This is a genomic window from Mesorhizobium carmichaelinearum (assembly GCF_900199455.1).
Classification (GTDB): domain Bacteria; phylum Pseudomonadota; class Alphaproteobacteria; order Rhizobiales; family Rhizobiaceae; genus Mesorhizobium; species Mesorhizobium carmichaelinearum.
In genome coordinates this window covers 34,003-52,255 of sequence record NZ_FZQR01000022.1, presented here as the reverse complement: position 1 = coordinate 52,255, position 18,253 = coordinate 34,003, and the positions used below count along the sequence as shown (strand labels likewise).

Sequence of the window (18,253 nt, the reverse complement as noted above, 5' to 3'; positions counted from 1 at the left end):
ACCCATTGGGGAGATGTCGCTCGGGAATTGGCGGGGACGTTCTTCGCCTGGAAGCCTGAAAGGCGGCCCTGGGCGTCGAACGCGCTCGACACGCAGGAAGCCCGCCTGGGTGGGTGGTGGGCTTCCGACCGGCCGGAGGCCAGGAGAGTGCTGTCAAAGCCTCACGGCTGGCTGTGCACTTCCACTCCTGGCGGTCCTGGCCTCAGCGGCGGGCGATCAGCAGGCAGAGCTGACGCAGATCGCGGTCATAGGTACCTTCACTGCCGAGCACATCGGCACAGCGCTTCTTCATGCGCGCCACCTGGCTGTTCGACATGTCGGCAACGATGCCCTGCAGCTTGGGATTGTTCGGATTGCTGGGGTTTGAGAGATTGCTCGGATTGGTACTCACGCCCACGCCGCTCGTGTCGCCAACATTGGCGTTGAGCCCGGTGGCGACGCCGGTCGAATCGCCGATATTGGCGCCCACCCCGGCATTGATGCCGTTGCTATCGCCAACGGATGCGCCGAGTCCGGCGCTGACGCCGTTCGAGCCGCCGATATTGGCCCCGGCTCCGCCGTTGATGCCACCGCTGCCGCCAGCGGATGTGCCGAGTCCGGCGCTGACGCCGTTCGAGCCGCCGATATTGGCCCCGGCTCCGCCGTTGATGCCACCGCTGTCGCCGATGGAGGCACCGACGCCGGCATTGACGCCGCCGCTACCGCCAACCGAGGCACCGACGCTGAGCCCGGCTGCGCTTGCCGGCATGGAAAGAACGACGACCATTGCACTACCTGCCAACACACTGGCGACTGTTTTGATGGTAAAAGTCATAACACTCTCCTGTTGTCGTTGCGCTAAGGCAGCCGGCGCACAGCCGATTGCAAATTCAGCTACGTGACAGGTGAGGCACAGTTTCAGCTCAGGCCATACTTGTAAAAGTGATAGTATCTTTTTCTAAAAAACAGAGAATATAGTAATAATAAAACTATACTACATTTGAAAAAAATATTCTACGTCAGGGACGTATATTATCGATATCGTCTCTTGTTTGGAAAGAAAACCGATTTTACAAGGCAGCAATCCACCCATTGCTGACAGACATCTCCGATTTGCTCATGAGGTAAAAAACGGACGTTGGTAACAGATCAAGGGCGCCAGTCGCAATGGCCGTCAAAGGCCACGCCGTCAGCAACCTGGAGAACCCAGTGGGGGCATTGGACCCGCTCCAAGAAAGCCCTGTGGCCAATCCCAGGCCAAATAGGATCGGCCACCCCGGTCTCGCGTCGACGGTATTGCCCTCAGAATATCCGGTAGAACAGCCTGTAGCGCACACGTTCCATGTAAGCGCGATACTCCGGCGCGGCGGCCAGCAAGGCCTCCTCGCGCAGGATACGATACAGCTGCAGATAGGTGATGACCGCATAGACCGCGAGGTTGTGGAAGGAAAAGGCCGAGAGCAGATAGAGCACATGGCCGGCAAGGTAGCCCGCATAGATCGGGTGCCGCACAATCCGGTAGGCGCCGCCCGTCATCACCCCGCGATTGCCGGGCAGGATGGCGAAGGAACGGCCCAGCGATATCTTGCCCCAGATGACGAACAACAGCGCAACGACCTGCAGCGGCGCGGCGACATAGACAGGAACAAGCACCACACCAGGCTGGAGGCTGATCAATGCAACCCCGAAACTGGCGGTCACGGAAACGATGACCGTAAGCGGGTTCCAGTCACGCGTCACCGGGCGCCGCGACAGAAGCAGCCAGGTGAAAGTGAGTATCTCGGAAATCGCCACCAGCGCGGCGTTGAGCCGGGTCGGATCCTCCACGACCTGAGATACGCCGCGATAGACGAACAGCCCCGCACAGGCCAGCGCACAGAGGCGAAAGAAGCCTTCGCGCAGGTCGACCAGCATGTCATGCCTTCGCGCGGCGGAGAAAAATCCGCCCTCATTATTATGCGAAAGCGCTTCACTTTTTGACGTGAGCAACGCGAGCACCCCGATGATCCCTCGAAGGGACCATTGCATGCAACCATTGCTGGGCGGTTAACCGGCAAGATCGCAATGGCGCGAAATCAGGCCCGCGTCAGGCGCAAGATCAGGTTTGGACACTGCCAGAAGCGAGCCTACAATTTATGCTTGCATTTTGGAACAAATAAGGAACAATACACAGATTGCCGCTGAGGCGGACGAAGGTTTTTCGGGGGGAGGACCAGCAATATGGCGAGCTGGAAAGGTGCGGGGCTGCCCGTCGCCGCGATTGAATTGCGCGTGAAGATGAAGGTTTCGCCCGGCCGGCTGTTGGCTGGGCTCGCGGTCATTCTTGCCCTGAACGTATCGGCGCTCGCGGCAGAGAAGGATTATGCTACCTGCATCGGCAAGGACATCGAGCCGGACAAGCGCATCGCCGCCTGCGCGCCGATTGCCGAGGACACCACGGAGATGACGCGCATCCGCGTCATGGCCTACTTCTATCGAGGCGTCGCCTGGGACGACAGGCAGGATCAAGATCGGGCGATCGCGGACTACAGTAAGGCGATTGCGCTCGATCCCAAACAGGCCTCGCCATACTTCAACCGCGGAGCCGATTGGTACGACAAGGGAGACGACGACCGGGCTATCGCGGATTTCAATGTCGCCATCAGCCTGGAGCCGTCGTCCAGCGATGCTTATTCCAGCCGCGGCGCCGCCTTCCTGCGCAAAGGCGAGACCGACGCGGCCATTATCGATTTTCAGCAGGCGATCGAGGCCGATCCCGGCAACGGCAAGGCGCATGCCGGCCTCGGGATCGCCTGGGACAGGAAGAACGACCTGGTGCGCGCCGTCGCCGAATATGACGAGGCGATCCGCATCGATCCGCAGGACGTGATCCTCTATATCAACCGCGGCATTGCCCGCGCCGCCAAGGGCGAATTCGATCCCGCCATCGCCGATTATGACCTGGCGCTGGGCCTCGATCCCAAAAACGCCGACGCCTATGCCAACCGCGGTGCCGCCTGGCTTGGCAAGAACGATTGGATTCGCGCGATTTCCGACACCAGCAAGGCAATCGAACTCGATGCCGCTGGTATCGACGGTTACTATTACCGAGCCGTGGCATGGGCAAGCAAAGGCAACGACAATCGCGCCATAGCCGATTTCGACAGAGCGATCGCTCTTGATGCGAACTATGCCAGGGCCTATTTCGGTCGCTCCCTGGTGCGCACCCGCAGCGGCGACGCCAGCGGCGCGGCCACCGATTGCCGAAAGGCCGTCGAGCTCGATCCGACAAAGGCAGGTGGCTGCGACACGGGGCCGGTGGGCGCGAAGGCGCCGGCTGAGCCACAGACACCCAGGCCTGCCGCGTCCCCGGTGTACGAACCGCTGCAACTATACCCCAAAGAGGACCACTCCGAGCTCGTTGCCTGGAATCTCAAACGGGGGCTGGAACAGCAGGTGCAAGGCGACGTCGCAGGCGCCATAGATTCATTCAGCTTCGCGATCCAGTATGATCCTTACAACGCCGAGGCCTTTTACGACCGGGCGTTTGCCGAGGCATCCCAGGGAAATTACGCCACTGCCGCCACCGACTGCCGGCGCGCCATCGAACTCGATCCGAAGCGCGCAGGCTCTTGCAGCGAACACGCCCCGGGCGAAACAGCTCCGTCGGTTGCCACAGGGAAGGACCCGGCAGCCGCAAAAATCCTGATCGAGCGCGCCGAGGCGCGGCTCGCAAAATATGGCGTCGAAGGCGCACTTCTCGATCTCGACAAGGCGATCAGCCTGGATCCCGAAAGCACCGAAGCCTATTTCAGCCGGGCCGGCGCCAGAACACTGAAGGGCGATATGGTCGGTGCAGCGGCGGATTGCCGTCGCGCCGCCGAACTCGATCCAAAATGGGCGGGAGGCTGCAGGGAACAGCTTGCGGGTAACCACAGCAAACCGCCACCATTGCCGGACACACAACAGCCGACGCCGTCAGCCGTCGTTCCCGATATAACGGCCACGCAGGACACGCTGGCCGCGAAGGCCCTGGAGGCGACCGACCCGCAGGCCCTGGAAGCGATCCTTGGCGGCGATGCCTTCCTGGACATGGGCAAGTACGATCAGGCGATCGGCGCCTACAACCACGCGATCGCGCTCGACCCGAACAACCGGTTCGCCTATTTCGGCCGCGGCAAGGCCTGGGCCGCCAAACGCGCCTACCAGCAGGCGATCGCCGACTACGGCAAGGTCATCGAACGCGCGCCCAATTTTGCCCCGGCGCATTTTCGCCGGGGCCTCGCAAAGGTCGCCCTTGGCGACATCGATGGCGCTCTCGCCGATTGCGACCGCGCCGCCACGCTCGATCCGAAGGCGCGCGACGCATTTTACTGCGAAGGCTTGGCTCGGCATGCCAAGGGCGACACAGGACGCGCAATCGCCGCCTATTCGGTGGCGATCGGAATCGATCCGAAGGATGATGCCAGCTATTACGGGCGCGGCATGGCGTGGGCCGACGGCAAGGACTATTCGAAGGCGATTGACGACTTCGATCAAGCCATAAAGCTCAGCCCCAGCAATCCAGACTATATGGTTGCGCGCAAAGCGACGGTGGCTGCGCTGGCAGAAGGTGGTGCCGCGCAGGACGCCGAGGGTTCGGCCCCGAAGAACCTCAAGGCTTTCGTCGACCGCGGCGACGCCTTCTACGATAAAGGCAAATTCGATCGCGCCATCGCCGAATACAGCAAGGCGATTGCGCTCGATCCAAAAAAGGCCTCGGCCTATATCGGCCGCGGTCTGTCGCTTGTCGAGAAGGGCATGTACGACGCAGCCATCACCGACTTCAGCGAGGTGATCAGACTCTATCCCGCCTATTCAGACGCCTACATCGGCCGCGCTGTCGCGTGGACAAACAAGAACGAACTGGATCGTGCCATCGCCGACTACAGCCGCGTGGTCGAACTCAACCCGCAATATGCGCCGGCTTATTTTGCGCGTGGCACTGTCTGGTTCACCAAGGGCGACTACGACCCGGCGATTGCCGACTTGGACCAGGCGCTGAAGCTCAATCCAAAGATGGCCCTCGCCCGCAAGGGTCGCAAGTTGGCGATGGTTGCAAGAGACGAAGCGAACGCATCGAAGATGCCAGGTCAAGCCGCTGGCCGGGCTGGTGAGCAAGCGACCAGGCCGAGTTGGACTTCGCTGGCCGCGCAGACCTTCAACAAGGGTCGAGCGCTGTATGGAAAGAACGACTATGACAGCGCCATAGCCCAGTTTGGCAAGGCGATTTCATTCTTTCCGGCGTTCCACGACGCCTATCTGGCCCGAGCAATGGCCTGGGAGGCCAAGGGGGACTACGCTCATGCGGTCGCCGATTACAGCCAGGCGATCGCGCTCAATCCGAATCTCGCCGAGACCTACTACGACCGCGGCCAGAACCGCGGTTCCCAGGGGGACGACGACGGAGCGCTCGCGGACTACGAGAAGGCCATCAGTCTCAATCCCACCGATGCGAGGGTCTATGCCGCTCGGGGCCTCACATGGATGGGCAGGCACGAGGACGTCGCAGCGTTGCGCGATTTCGAAAAGGCACTCAGCCTCGATCGCAGGAATCCCTTTGCCTATTTGGGCCGAGGCGTGATCCGGACCAGCAGGGCGGACTATGACGGCGCCATCGCCGATTTGAGCCAGGCGATAGAGCTCCAACCGGATTTCACCACCGCCTACAAAGCGCGAGGCAAGGCATGGGACGCCAAGGGCAACCACAAGCGCGCCGAGGCCGACCGCAAGAAGGCGCTGAGCCTTGGCGCGAAGTAAGACAGTTCAGGAGGGCCGGAGGATGGGACGTTGGAAAGGTGTGGGCGTGGCGGCAATAGCCACTTTGTCGTTAGTTGCGGTGAAGGTGTTGCCCTGGGCGCTCGGCTTTGCCGGCGGCAAGTATCTCTACCACCAAGTGGCAGGCTCGTCCGATCCGCAGACGCTGACCACAGATCAGGTGAGCCAACAGATTGAGAGCCAGGGAAGCCAGATCTTCAAAGCAATCAAGCAGGAGTTTCCGCAAGACTATGAAGCCGTCGTGGAAAAGATCACGGCTGTGGCCAGACTGGGAAACATCGAGCAGGTGCGCAACACCAGCAGGATGGCGGTCGCCGATCTCAGGCAACGATACGCATCCCTGCTGTCCTCGGCTCCCGACAGCAAGGCCGCGGAAGCCCTGCGCGCGCAATTGGACATGCTCAACCATATCATGGCGCGGGAAACCGCTACCACCTGTAACAACTACCTTCGCCAGGGGCCGGGCGCGCTCAGCACACCGGACCAGGACTTCCTGAGCGACATGGACAAGATCGGCGCCACCCTGTTCCGCGCCTTCGGCGCGGCAAAAAAGGGCGGCCTGCCGGCCGCTTCAGCCAGCGATGAAGATTGGTCGCTGCTGGCCGACGCTTTCATCAAGGTTGGCGGCACCCCCGCCGAGATGGATGCCATTGCCAATGTCAGCCTGGAATTCGAAGGTCTCTGCCCGGCAGTCGCGAAACTCTATACGTCCGCGCTGTCGCTGCAGGGTGAGCCCGGGCGGCACATCAAAACCGCTTTGCTCTATGAGATCGCCCGGAATTAGTCGGGGTCTGCGCGCGGTTGATAAGGGTTTGTCATGCCTGGCGGATCCCTTTGGTGCGCCAGGCATGACCTTCAGGTTCAAGAGCCGGCTTGGCCCGTCAACCCAAAGTTGAATTGCTGAAATACTTCGCGAAATCAGGGCGCTGCGCCAGAATCTTCCCGTCCGCGTCGCGCAAAATGCCCGCAGCGAACAGATAGCCGCCGATCGCGTCCATCTTGGCTGGATCCATCGTGCCGATGGCGCCGTTTTCCGCGCGCAGATAGTGGCCGTCGATCAGCGCTTTCAGCGATGCTTCGATCAAAGCCGGATTGGTCAGGGCATCCTTGTTGGCGGCGATCAGCAGCGCGGCGGCTTCCCAGGGACGATCGACGGCGAACTGATAGCCGCGCCGCGTTGCCTGGACGAAGGCCGACGCCAATTCCGGGTTTGCCTTGAGATACGCTTCGCTCGACGAGATCAGCGTCGTGTGCTCGTCAGGTACGCCATAATCGGCATAGACGAAGCTGCGCTGCTTGATGCCTTTGAGTTCGGCCTCGACGCCCTCCCAGGTCGAGACCTCGAGCGTGAAGTCGACAGAGCCGTTGGCCAGCGCTTCATAGGCGGAGGTGCCGAGCGTCACCGTTTCGAAATTGCCCTTGCCGCCATCGTGGCGGATGATGGTCGAGATCAGCGCGTTTTCCCAGGCGCTGCCGAAACCGCCATAGGTCAGGCCGTCAAGGTCCCCTGGACTTTTGATCTCGCTGCGCGCCGCATTGAAGACCACCCGGCCGGTTTCGGACTGCACCACGGCATAGACGGCCTTCAGATCGGCCCCGGCGGTCTTCTGGGTGAACAGGCTGATGGTGCCGTTAATGCCGAAATCGGCGACGCGGTTGGCGACCAGTGTGCCGGCGCCGGTGTCGCTGTAGGGCAGGATGTCGACCTCGAGGCCGGCCTCGCGGTAAAAACCCTTGTCGCGGGCGACGAACAGCCCGATGTGGTTGGTGTTGACCGTCCAGTCCAGCGCAACGGTGACTTTTTGTGTTGCCGCGAAGGAGCGCTTCGATCCGGCGATCAGCGGAAATCCGCTGGCAAGGGTGAGCAGCAAGGCCTGTCGGCGCGTCAAGTCAGTCATGGTCATGTCCTTTGGATGGTTGCGGGTTGAGCAAAATGTCGAGGATCTCGGCCTCGAGCGCGCCGGCCTGTTGCGCGGCGGCGCCGGTCGGATCGCGCGGGCGCGGCAACGGCACTCTGATTTCACGCAACACACGGGCCGGGCGCGCCGACAGCACATAGATGCGGTCGGACAGGAACACGGCCTCGCGCACGTCGTGCGTGATCAGCAGCGCGGTCCAGCGATGGTGCCGCCACATCTGTTCGAGCCAGCGCTGCATGGCCGCGCGGGTCAGCGCGTCGAGCGCGCCGAACGGCTCGTCGAGCAAAAGCATGTCGCGCTCCTGCACCACCGTGCGCAGCAATGCCGCGCGCTGGCGCATGCCGCCCGAAAGCTGCGCCGGAAAATGCCGCTCGAAGCCGGCAAGCCCGAACTCGGCGAACAGCGGCGCGACACGCGCCCGCGCCGCCTTGCGCCTGACGCCTTGCACTTCGAGCCCGAGCGTCGCGTTGTCGAGGATGCGCCGCCACGGCATCAGCGCGTCGCGCTGCGGCATGAAGGCGAAATGCCTGCCATGGTCGTCGAGCGGCGCATCGTCGAAGAACATCTCGCCCTCGCTATGCTCGGCACCCGTCAGGAGTTGGAACAGCGTCGACTTGCCGGCGCCCGACGGCCCAAGGATCGAGACGAATTCGCCGGCGCCAACGGTGAGCGAAATATCGGCGATCACGTCGAGCCCGCCAAACGCTTTGCGCACACGCCGCAATTCGAGCCGGCTCATCGCCACTGCCCCTTCCCTGCCGGCTGACGGCCGGCCTGCTCCCAAGGCATGGCGAGGCGCTGCAGGAGCGCCGTCAGCCCGAACAGGATCAGCGTGAGCGCGGCACTGACGCCGACAGCGGCCAGAACCAGATCGGGGCGGAAATTGTTCTTGGCGTTGAGCATGTAGATGCCCAGCCCCTTCGCCGCGCCGGCATATTCGGCGAAAATGGCGCCGACCACGGCATAGGTGATGGAGATCCTCAAGCCCGCGAAGAAGTAGGGCAGCGCCGAAGGCAGCCGCGCCAGCACGAAGACGCGCCAGCGCCCTGCCCCCATGGCGCGCAGCATCTGGCCGATCTCGGCCTCGGTCGCCTCGTAACCCTGCACCAGAGCCACCAGCATCGGGAAGAAGGTGACCAGCGCCACCAGCATGATCTTCGGCGCCAGCCCGAAGCCGAACCACAGCACCACCAGCGGCGCGATGGCCACCAGCGGCAAGGTCTGGCTGACGATGAAGACGGGAAACAGCGCGCGCCGCAGCGGCTGGAAGATGTCGACCAGCATCGACAGCGCGAAGGCGGCGCCGAGCGAGCAGGCAAAGCCGATCAGCGTGGCGCGGATGGTGGGAATGGCGTGTCGATCAGCGCGTCGCGATTGAGCACCGCCTGCTCGAAGACGCGTGACGGCGCTGGCAGAATCGTCGGCTTGATGCCGGAATAGGTGGCGTAGATCTCCCACGCCACAAGCAGCAACCCGACCGAGATGACGGCGGGTACAGCCTTGGCAAGGGAACCCACGAGCGGGCGCGACGCGACTGATGATGAGACCACGGGCATAACCCTTGACGGGGTCGCGCCGAAGCGCGGCCGGCTTAGACAGCCGACGGGCTGTTGGCCGAAACCGTGACGTCGAGGGTTACGTGGCCGGCGCCCGGCCCGAAGCGGCAGAAAGCCTCGTTCAGCGCCGAAAAGATCGCGCCCGTATCGCCGCGCAGTTTGGTGCAGAAATTCTTGGAGCGATCGTAGACGCCGGACTGTTTCAGGAAGTCGATGCAGCCATAGATCTCGTCCATGTGGTCGCCGGTGCCCATCACATAGAGCGAGAATTGTGCCGCTGCCTGCTGGCCGGTGGCAGCAGCATTGCGCACGGCGGCTATGGCGGCTTCCTTGCGCGGGCCGAGCGGCCCGACAGGTCCGCCAAACGCGTCGGAACGGCAGATCGGATCGTCCGGCTCGCCCGGGCAGCCGCGCGAAATGGCGGCCGACAGCACGCAATGCTTGCCGCTCCGCGCCGCCGCCACGAACAGGTCGCGCAGCGCCGGGAACAGCACTTCGGGCGGCCCGACCAGCAAGGTCGAGATGTCGTCGGTCTCGATCCTGAGCCTGTCCCGGTAGGGATCGAGCGCGCCGAGCGCGCCCAGGATGACGCCGACGAAATCGTCGGCCATGGGGTATAGGGAAATCTGTGCGCCTGAAAACATCGCCCGCCTCGCTCCGCTGGTATTACCCAGATCAGCTTCTAGGGTCTGTGGGCTTGCCGCCCCCGTCTCAGCCCCGACCGTACGGAGCACCCCTGTGGATGGGCGCGTTAAAGCACCATTCGAACCGAAGGGGAAGCCGTTTTTTCAACGCACCGCGCCAAAAGCATTGCACCAGATCTGGGTGGCGGCAGGTCGATCACTGGAGACCCGAGTAAGCCGGCTTCGCCCAACACCGTCGATCCGGCGACAACCCACCACACCGGGCGACTTGAAACCCGACGCAAGCAAGTCGTCGCCATAAAAAAGAGAGCCGCGGGGCATCCGCCCCGCGGCTCTCTTTGTTTCGACATCGCTTCCCAACGATGTGTTTCGCCAAACGTCAGGACGCGGCCTTCTCGCGGACCGGCAGCTTCCAGCCCGGCCTGACGAAATGGCAGGTGTAGCCGTTCGGATATTTCTCCAGATAGTCCTGATGCTCGGGCTCGGCCTCCCAGAAGGCGCCGGCCGGCGCGACTTCGGTGGCGACCTTGCCGGGCCACAGGCCGGAGGCATCGACATCGGCGATGGTGTCTTCGGCGACGTGCTTTTGCTCGTCGCTGGTATAGTAGATCGCCGAACGGTAGCTCATCCCGACATCGTTGCCCTGGCGGTTGCGCGTCGTCGGATCGTGGATCTGGAAAAAGCGCTCCAGCAGCCTGCGATAGCTGATCACGGCCGGATCGAAATTGATCTCGATGGCTTCGGCATGAGTGCCGTGATTGCGGTAGGTGGCGTTGGGCACATCGCCGCCGCTATAGCCGACACGGGTGGAGATGACACCGGGATAGCGCCGTATCAGATCCTGCATGCCCCAGAAACAGCCACCGGCAAGCACTGCGCGTTCGGTCGAAGTCGCCATGTCACGTCTCCTCAAAAGGCAATTCCAGCTCATGCAGCGGTTTCCCGCCCGGAATTGCGCAGACAAAATTGGATTTCCCAATAAATGGGCATTGTCGCCAGCTTCGTCCAGTCGCATGGAGACGAACGCGGCCATGCGCGAACGATATCACGACGCGGCTAAGGGATCGAACCGCTTCAGTTACGCGGATGCCGGGTCCGGCTGTCGGCGTCAAGCGGCAGATACCGCGTGCCAGGCGGAATGGCGGCAAAGCTGATTGCCACAGGCGGCGCCGTGCGCGACCAATTGAAAAGAACGGTCTTGATCGGGAGGTTGCCCAGCCATGTCCGCAACTGCGGCGGCACGCCATGCCCAGGCCAAACCATCAGCATACCGTGGTCGCGCAAGCGCTGCCTGGTGATCCAGGGCGCGAACCGGGTATCGAGGTCGGTGAAGATCGACGGCTTGTCATAGGCATTGAGGCCCGCCAGCATGGCCAACTGGGTATCGCCGCCGACAATGTCGAGCCGGCCGGGCGCGGCCGCATGCCAAACCGCCTCGGCCTCGTCCGAGATCGGCTGCGCCGGCCAGCAGACGGCGTCCAGGCGCCCCCGCACATTGCAGCCCGTCCAGCGGAGGGCCGCATAGGCGCCCGACATGGTGACGATGCAGAGGAAGGCACAGATCGCTAGCCTTCGCATCTCGATGGCGCCGAGCCGGTGGCCGAGAAAGGCGAGCACCGTGACACCGACAAGATTGTACATCGGCGCCCCCCAGGACTCGCCGGTGCCGGTGAACAACGAGGCCACCATGATCAGGGTCGCCGGCCCAAGCCCCATCCACACGAGATAGACCAGAATGCCGCGTTCGACGGGAGCTTCGGGACCAGGCGAGCGCCGCAGCAGCCCTGATATCGCCAGCACCAGAAGAAAACCGGAGAGCCCGGCCAGCTGGACACCGATATAGTAGAGGCGCGCGCGGTGTTCGGTTACCCACACGTCACGGTCGGCAAAATAGGTCAATGGCAAGAAGTCGATGCGGTAGAGCGCGATGGCCAGCGGCGCAGCCACCGCTAGAAAAACGGCAAAGCCGAGCCATGGCCAAGGCGTCGCCAGCCGGCTGCGCGCACGCGCGTCGGACAACAGCCAGAGCGCGCCGAAGGCGAGCAGCAGGCCGGTGGAGAACTTGGCATAGAGCCCGACGCCCGACACCAGTCCGAGCGCCAGCCACCAGCCCGGCCCGCCACCACGGCCGGCGCGCCAGAGCAGCCAGCAAATGGCCGCCCAGAACGGCATCTGCGCATAGTCATGATTGAATTGTGGGGTCGGCCAGCCGAAGAAATAGACCGACGGCATCAAAAGCACGGCAGCCAGCGCCCGGCGTTGCCCGAGCATGTCGCGGGCCAGCAGATAGACCAGGACGAAGGTCGACGAAATCGTCAGCTGGGCGAGCAGATATTGCGGCCAGTGGAACGATCCGGTCAGAAGATGGCTGGTTTCGAGAAGCCAGCCCGGAAGCTGCGGGTGCTTGTAGGTCAAAAGCACCCATTCGCGTCCCCACATGAAACCTTCCACGACGTCGCCAGGCGGCGCGGGGTCGATCAATGCCGGCACCACCGTCCAGCACACGATCTGCACCAGGCACAGAAGCGCCAGCAAATACCAGGGATGGCGAAGCAGGCCGGGCCAGACCGATGACGAGTCGAGGCCGGTGGCAGCCAGCCCCGCCGGCGCCCAACCATCCATGGAGTCGTCTATTCCCACCATGCGGCGCTTAAACCACATCGTCCGGTTTGCCGAACAGCCCCAACCTCAAAGCTTACGAAAAAGTATACTTGCAGGCCATTGCAAGACCAAGATTGAGCAGGAATTTCGGCGCTCCGTTGCCTTCCCCCGGCAGAACAAGCCCACACATCTCATCCTATCTGAACATCCCGGATATTCGATGCGTCACCAGCATGCCGTCATCCACCACCGCGCGCTCGACTTCTGGCTGGCGCGTGCGGCCGTCCTCGTCATCATTTGTCTGCAGCTCCTGGTGATCAACGATCTCTCGTTTGGCCCCCGCTGGCTGGCGCCGGCGCTCGAGGCCACCCTGCTCGTGCCTCTGTCCGTCGCCACCGCCTGGACACAGGTCGCCACCCTGAAGGCGGTCGAGGAGGAGCACTGGTATCTGGTCGGCCGGTTTCGCGTCATGATCCGCAGGACGGCGCTGGTGATGACCGGCGTCGTCAGCATCATGAATTGCGGTTCGCTGGTGTTCCTGGTGCGCGCCTTGCTGGCGGGCCATGCCGGCTCCAGCGGCCAGACGCTGCTGATCGACGCGCTCAACATCTGGGTCACCAATGTCATCGTCTTTGCCTTGTGGTTCTGGAGCACCGACCGCGGCGGACCGCCGACCTGCGGCCTCGTCAAACGCGCCCAATCCGATTTCCTGTTCCCGCAAATGACCTTGAACGACCGCGAGATCCGCGACTGGCTGCCTGGCTTCGTCGACTATTTCTTCCTAGCTTTCACCAATGCGACGGCGTTTTCGCCGACCGACACCTTGCCGCTCTCCCAGCGCGCCAAGCTTTTGATGATGGCTGAGGCGATGATCTCGCTGCTGACGATCGCGCTGGTCGCGGCCCGTGCCGTCAACATCCTCGCCTAAGGTGTGTTGAGATTCAGGTCAGGCCGAGCCGAGAACGATGGCTTTCGAGAACCGGAGCGGAGCGTACTTTTCGTACGCGAGCACCGGAAGCGCAGAGAGCTGTCGTTTGCAGGCCGGCATCACCTGAATATCAACACACCTTAATGCATGTCGCCCAAAGGTGGCCCCGGCTTGGGAGAAAAGCGCGTCGCCCGAATCCGTTCAAAACGCGATGCGCTTTAGGTTCAGAAACGCAAAATAGCCCGCCCGGCGAACCGAGCGGGCTGGTGGATGGTCGGCGACTGTCCCGAAGCTGGAGCGCGGGCGGACGATTCACACCCTCAATCCGCGCCGAGGTCGCGTTCGAAGACCACTTGGTCGCGCAGCGGAATGCCATTCACGACCGAGCCTTCGGGATAACCGGTCGATGGCCCGAACGCATCCTGCACGATGCGAAACATCCGAAAGCCCTGTCTCTGGTAAAATCGCAGGTTGCCGATATCGGCCGCCGCGGTCGAAACGATCAGACGCCGGCCGTAGCGCTCGCGGCAGCGGGTGATTGCCGCCGCAACAAGGGCACGCCCCAACCCCTCGCTCTGCCTTGCCGGGCGGACCGCCAGGCTCTTGAGTTCGAAGACCCCGCCCTCGCCTGTCTCGATGAGTTGCACATGGCCAACGATCCTGTTGCCATCGCGCGCGACCAGCACCTCGCCCTTGTCGATATAGCTGGAAACCTGCGCGGGAGAATCGTCGGCAAGGGTAAACAGCGGCAGCAATATTTCGCGGTCCCCGTCATATCGTTCAATCTGCATCCGTAACCCCGGGCTGGATCAACGCCGCCGTGAGTTCGGCAACCCTCCACCGGGATATAGCAGTGGCCGGTCTGAAGCCACAAACGCAAAAAGCCCGCCCGGCGTGAGCCGAGGCGGGCTTTGGGTCGATCGAGCCGTCAGGGCGCGAATTCTCGGACGCAGGGCAAGGCCCGGAGCTATTCCTCAGGAGCTGGCCTGAACTTCCGCACGATCACTTCGAACAGAATATCCGAAGTCCACTTGCAGAACACGCCGATCAGGAAGGCGGCGAGCGTCCGAAGGGCAATTGAGAGTGCCTTCACCTCCGATCGAACGTCGGTTGCTCCTCGCCGCGTGCAATCTGTCATCCAAACCAGTCAAACGTAACGCTAACCACCAAGACCGCGATCAGGATTGAGAGCGGCACCGCCATGAACAGCCCAGCTTCTAAAAATCGGGTTTCCTTGTCACTGAACATTAGGCCTGCCTCATTAAGCTTCGCTCAGATAGAAGTTGCGAAGCCTGTTTCAGTTCCGAATGCCGGCGACGTGCGATCCACGAGCGATTTGGCTAAACATGGTTGCCTGGAGAGCGATATCAGTTCGGTTCCCCAATGATGCCGGCCATCTATTTTGCAACGATACGGGAGGCCAGCGCATCATTCGATTGGCGCTCCATTCCGCCCCAACAAAGGCGCGGGGGGCTTCCGAAGACGCGACAAGGCAGACTGAGGGCGAAAGTGCCCCAATACGAAAAGCCCGCCGGCCGGAGCCAGCGCGCCTTGCCCTTCCTTCGTTCGCATGTTTCGCTGAGATGAGCAGGGGTGATACATCTTCGCCAGTCGGCGCTGCCATCCTCAAGGCCCTGCCGGTCAGGCCCGGTGGCCTTCCGCTGCCAGTCCCCTCTAGCAACCAAGCCGCTGGGCCGCAGGTGGCGTAATTTGCGCCTCATATGCGGCATGAAGGCGCTGAACAGAAGGTGTTGCTCGATGCTCCGGACTGACAATGGCGCGGCGCTGAGGCTTTCAGATTTTGCCGATCCTAACGATGCAGTGATTGCCGCAATCGAACTCTATGGACCGGAAGCGCAGACCGCAGCGGCCTACTGTGCCATGGAGGCACACTTCGCCGGGCGACTGGCCGATTTCCGCCTCTGGTGCGAAGTCTTTCGCGTCTTCAAAACCAGATTCCATTGAGAGGCACTATATCGGGGCCTAAGGGCCGCCACGGCCATCGGCGCGTTCGCGCCGCGCCCGCTTCTGCGGCCTTTCAGTCTTCCGTCGCTGGCCTGAATTTCCGCACGATCACCTCGAACAAAATATCCGAAATCCACATCGCGCAGACGCCGATGAGAAACGCCGCCGCCAGCGTCGTCGTGTCGTCATTGGCCAGCGGCAGGCCGGTGGCGCGGGAATACTGGACCACGGGCAGCGTCAGATAGGCGGCGGCGAGCGCGCCGCAGATCGGCGACGCCACCATTTCGCGCAGCTTGTAGCGGTGCCGCGACAAGGCGCGCAGGACACCGCCGGCCAGACCGGCGACGACGACCGGTCCCTTGATGCCGAGCAGGTCGAAGACATCGTGCATCATTTCATCGCCCTCGCCATGAGGAAGCCGAAGACCGATCCGGCACCGAAAATGACCAGCCCGCCAAGCAGCATGGCCGAGTCCAGCGGAAGTGCGACGACGGTCATGGCTTCCACCCGCACAGTTTTTCGCCCTTGCGGTTGTGCGCCAGCAGCGCCTTGACCTCGGCGTCCGACAGCGCGTCGACCGCGGCAGCCGACAGGCGCAGCGGGCTGGACACCGCGCAGAACCCGCCCTTGGCGGTCGTGCAGCCGACCATCGCGGCCAGGACGGACACAAGCATCAATCCCTTGCCCATGATTTGAGCTCCTTTCGCGCGGTGGCGGCCGGCAGCGCGCCGATATCGTTCTGGACCTGGTCGGCGATGTCGTGCGCCGTGGCCTCGGCGGCGGCCTGCCGGGCACGCTCGCTGCGTTCGCCGGCAAGCCGCTGGCGAACACCCCAGCCGAGTGCCGCGAGGACGGCCGCACCAATGCCGAGAAGGGTCGGATTGCCGAGCAGGAATGTGAGAAGCGCGCTCATCGGTTTGGCTCATCCTTGACCAGATAGCCGATGGCGAAGACGGCGATCGGCAAAAGCGTCGCCCATGTCTCGGCGTCGTACCAGGACGGCCAGATGTTGCGCACGAAGACGCCGGAGACCGACACGACCGCGGCGGCGATGGTCGCGGCCGTCAGCTTGTTGGTCGGGCGGATAGTCGGTTGGGTGATGGTGGCCATGGTCAGAAGATCCCTTGCAGGGCGACGGCAATGTGGTGCCAGGCGGCGTAGACGAGGAGCAGGCAAGCGGCGATGACAGCGCCCGTCTTGGCGGCAGCCGGAATCCCGGGGCCGCCCGGTGCGGGCGACGCCGGCACGGGCGCATTGCCGGCGGGCGTTTCAGCTTCGGGCGGCAGCTGGACCGGTCGCGGAACCGGCTCGGGCATCGCAGGCTTTACCGGCCTGACACTGTCGCCGGGGCCGACATCATCAGGGCCTGAGCCCGCACCGACCTGACGCGGTCGGACCAGCCGCGCCCGAATGTTGCCCAGGTCGGCAATCGCCGGAGAAACGCCAGCCGTGCATCGCAAAGCTCGTCGATGACGACGCCGGCCGGTTTTGCCTTGGCCGCCGCGAGTGTAGCCGGACCGATGCGCCCGTCCTGCGGGACGCCGACGCTTGCCTGAAGATATTTGGCCGCCCTGCCCGGTCCGCTGTTCACCGCGAAATCGAACACGGCATAGTCGACGCCATCCGGCAGTTCGGCGCCGAGCACGGCATCCCAATAAAACCGCCGGTAGACGGTCGCGACCTGGTCATCGCCGATCGTCTTCAGATCGGCCTCGCTGGCATCGGCCTTCACATAGCGGCGAAAATTCGCCAGCGTCACACCCTTCATCGTGGCGCCGCCGGGATCGGCCGGATTGTCCGACCACCCGCCCTCGGATTTCAGGACGAGCGCAAGCGCCCGCGCAAAGTTGCGGTCCATGGGAGTTCCTTTCGGATGGGGTTGGTTGTGGTCGGGGCCAAGGAGCGCCGAGAAGTCAGGGCGATGCTGATGCCGCGATTGTGTAGGGACCGGTGACTCTAGGTCAGGCCCCGGATTCTGGCGAATGAGCCTAGGGAACGCGAGCTGGCGTCAGGATGGGCTAGTCGCGGGTGGAGTCGCAATCTTACGAAATCAGGCGCCTCAACCTCGAGGCCGAAGATCGCAAAAATTGAATTGCCGAAGACGGACGCCGCCAATTGTGCGCCGCATCAGCCACCTCAGCGGCTGCTATTTGCCAACGCTTTTCGTCGGCATAAGCCTCCAACTCGCTGAAAAAGCTGGCGTCATAGAAGCGGAAACTCTCAGGTTTCCGAAACGCCTTAACGCCAGCGTTAAGGCGCCATTTTACACCGTCTTGCTTGCTGACGTCCACATGGTGCTCGGTTTCAATGACATGGCCCAGACGCTCTTCATCCAGCACCTCGCCTGGTGCAAAAAACGGGATGGTCGAACGCAGGACGCCGTGAGCGTCTGAGACCAGATCCTCGTACCGCACGAGAAGGCGCTCGGTCGGGAACTGTGCGTCCACCCACTTCGCCATGAACGCTGCCCAGCCGTCGGCTTTGTAGCGAGCAAAGGCTCGGAAACTTTCGACGGTGTCCTCGCCTACATCGCCGTCGTCTCGCAGATAGAGCTCGAAGTCAGAGATTGTGGCGGGCGTAAGCGCGCGGTATTGGACCAAATAAGGAACGCCCTCGACAATACGTCCAGACAGTTCGAAGTCATGGTATTTTGTGAAATTGACACCAGACTGAGTGCACGGGAAGGTGTGGCAGCAGGCCGGATCGTCTCGGTAGAAGAAGCAATACCTGAAGCTCTCACCAAAATAATTTTGGACAAGCCGCTCCATCAGATGATGGCCGCTCCGTGGCCAGCTTACGCCAGCGACATACCTCATTCCCACCATGAGCCCTCGAACGCATATAGATTCGGTCTAACCTGCGAGG

At 62.7% G+C, this 18,253-nt stretch carries 19 protein-coding genes, 1 pseudogene and 1 riboswitch; of the genes and pseudogenes, 4 read left to right on the top strand and 16 right to left on the bottom strand.

The genetic code is table 11. The annotated features are described in order from the left end of the window. Positions 1–202 precede the first annotated feature (202 nt). Both CKW40_RS32730 and CKW40_RS32725 read right to left on the bottom strand, forming a co-directional pair. Positions 203–814, bottom strand: a complete 612-nt coding sequence (locus CKW40_RS32730) for a hypothetical protein (protein WP_095203869.1) — start codon at positions 812–814, stop codon at positions 203–205. A 467-nt stretch (positions 815–1,281) separates the two neighbouring features. Further along, on the bottom strand, positions 1,282–1,893 hold the full coding sequence (locus CKW40_RS32725) for a methyltransferase family protein (protein WP_244571378.1): 612 nt from the start codon (positions 1,891–1,893) through the stop codon (positions 1,282–1,284). A 306-nt stretch (positions 1,894–2,199) separates the two neighbouring features. Between CKW40_RS32725 and CKW40_RS32720 the strand changes: the two genes are divergently transcribed. After that, on the top strand, positions 2,200–5,757 hold the full coding sequence (locus tag CKW40_RS32720; protein ID WP_244571377.1) for a tetratricopeptide repeat protein: 3,558 nt from the start codon (positions 2,200–2,202) through the stop codon (positions 5,755–5,757). Positions 5,758–5,797: 40 nt separating this feature from the next. Then, on the top strand, positions 5,798–6,559 hold the full coding sequence (locus CKW40_RS32715; protein ID WP_244571376.1) for a hypothetical protein: 762 nt from the start codon (positions 5,798–5,800) through the stop codon (positions 6,557–6,559). 97 nt (positions 6,560–6,656) lie between these two features. On the opposite strand, the gene CKW40_RS32710 is transcribed toward CKW40_RS32715, so the two are convergent. From CKW40_RS32710 to CKW40_RS32685, 6 genes and pseudogenes are all read right to left on the bottom strand, one after another. Continuing rightward, positions 6,657–7,673, bottom strand: coding sequence for an ABC transporter substrate-binding protein (locus CKW40_RS32710; protein WP_095203903.1), 1,017 nt, complete (start codon positions 7,671–7,673; stop codon positions 6,657–6,659). Continuing rightward, entirely contained in the window at positions 7,666–8,433 is a 768-nt protein-coding gene (locus tag CKW40_RS32705; RefSeq protein WP_095203867.1) for an ABC transporter ATP-binding protein, read from the bottom strand. Before CKW40_RS32705 ends, CKW40_RS32710 begins: the two co-directional genes overlap by 8 nt. Beyond that, positions 8,430–9,250, bottom strand: a pseudogene (locus CKW40_RS32700) (ABC transporter permease). The gene CKW40_RS32705 and the pseudogene CKW40_RS32700 overlap by 4 nt, the downstream one beginning before the upstream one ends. A 35-nt stretch (positions 9,251–9,285) precedes the next feature. Then, positions 9,286–9,894: a YkoF family thiamine/hydroxymethylpyrimidine-binding protein gene (locus tag CKW40_RS32695; RefSeq protein ID WP_095203866.1), complete on the bottom strand. Its 609-nt coding sequence runs from the start codon at positions 9,892–9,894 to the stop codon at positions 9,286–9,288. Then, positions 9,885–9,998: riboswitch (TPP riboswitch) on the bottom strand. (Overlaps the previous gene by 10 nt.) Positions 9,999–10,273: 275 nt before the next feature. Next, positions 10,274–10,792 carry a peptide-methionine (S)-S-oxide reductase MsrA gene (gene msrA / locus CKW40_RS32690; protein ID WP_095203865.1) on the bottom strand — a complete coding sequence of 173 codons (519 nt, stop codon included), beginning with the start codon at positions 10,790–10,792 and terminating at the stop codon, positions 10,274–10,276. A 176-nt stretch (positions 10,793–10,968) separates the two neighbouring features. Then, entirely contained in the window at positions 10,969–12,516 is a 1,548-nt protein-coding gene (locus CKW40_RS32685; protein ID WP_095203864.1) for a glycosyltransferase family 39 protein, read from the bottom strand. A 199-nt stretch (positions 12,517–12,715) separates the two neighbouring features. Between CKW40_RS32685 and CKW40_RS32680 the strand changes: the two genes are divergently transcribed. Further along, a complete protein-coding gene (locus CKW40_RS32680) occupies positions 12,716–13,423 on the top strand; it encodes a hypothetical protein (RefSeq protein ID WP_095203863.1) in 708 nt (235 codons plus the stop codon). Between the two features lie 320 nt (positions 13,424–13,743). On the opposite strand, the gene CKW40_RS32675 is transcribed toward CKW40_RS32680, so the two are convergent. Next, entirely contained in the window at positions 13,744–14,214 is a 471-nt protein-coding gene (locus CKW40_RS32675; protein ID WP_095203862.1) for a GNAT family N-acetyltransferase, read from the bottom strand. Positions 14,215–15,181: 967 nt separating this feature from the next. Here CKW40_RS32675 and CKW40_RS32670 point away from each other — a divergent pair. Next, positions 15,182–15,388 (top strand): Y4oE-related protein, encoded by a 207-nt coding sequence (locus CKW40_RS32670; protein WP_019859288.1) that lies wholly within the window; start codon positions 15,182–15,184, stop codon positions 15,386–15,388. Positions 15,389–15,461: 73 nt separating this feature from the next. On the opposite strand, the gene CKW40_RS32665 is transcribed toward CKW40_RS32670, so the two are convergent. From CKW40_RS32665 to CKW40_RS32635, 7 genes are all read right to left on the bottom strand, one after another. After that, a complete protein-coding gene (locus CKW40_RS32665; protein WP_095203902.1) occupies positions 15,462–15,779 on the bottom strand; it encodes a hypothetical protein in 318 nt (105 codons plus the stop codon). Positions 15,780–15,882: 103 nt separating this feature from the next. Then, positions 15,883–16,077 (bottom strand): hypothetical protein, encoded by a 195-nt coding sequence (locus CKW40_RS32660; protein ID WP_095203860.1) that lies wholly within the window; start codon positions 16,075–16,077, stop codon positions 15,883–15,885. After that, positions 16,062–16,301 (bottom strand): ABC transporter permease, encoded by a 240-nt coding sequence (locus CKW40_RS32655; protein ID WP_095203859.1) that lies wholly within the window; start codon positions 16,299–16,301, stop codon positions 16,062–16,064. Before CKW40_RS32655 ends, CKW40_RS32660 begins: the two co-directional genes overlap by 16 nt. Beyond that, positions 16,298–16,498, bottom strand: coding sequence for a hypothetical protein (locus tag CKW40_RS32650; protein ID WP_095203858.1), 201 nt, complete (start codon positions 16,496–16,498; stop codon positions 16,298–16,300). Before CKW40_RS32650 ends, CKW40_RS32655 begins: the two co-directional genes overlap by 4 nt. A gap of 2 nt (positions 16,499–16,500) precedes the next feature. Beyond that, a complete protein-coding gene (locus CKW40_RS32645) occupies positions 16,501–16,704 on the bottom strand; it encodes a hypothetical protein (RefSeq protein WP_095203857.1) in 204 nt (67 codons plus the stop codon). An 8-nt stretch (positions 16,705–16,712) separates the two neighbouring features. Further along, positions 16,713–17,246 carry a glycoside hydrolase family 108 protein gene (locus CKW40_RS32640; RefSeq protein ID WP_095203856.1) on the bottom strand — a complete coding sequence of 178 codons (534 nt, stop codon included), beginning with the start codon at positions 17,244–17,246 and terminating at the stop codon, positions 16,713–16,715. A 184-nt stretch (positions 17,247–17,430) separates the two neighbouring features. Beyond that, positions 17,431–18,156 (bottom strand): hypothetical protein, encoded by a 726-nt coding sequence (locus CKW40_RS32635; RefSeq protein ID WP_095203855.1) that lies wholly within the window; start codon positions 18,154–18,156, stop codon positions 17,431–17,433. Positions 18,157–18,253 lie beyond the last annotated feature (97 nt).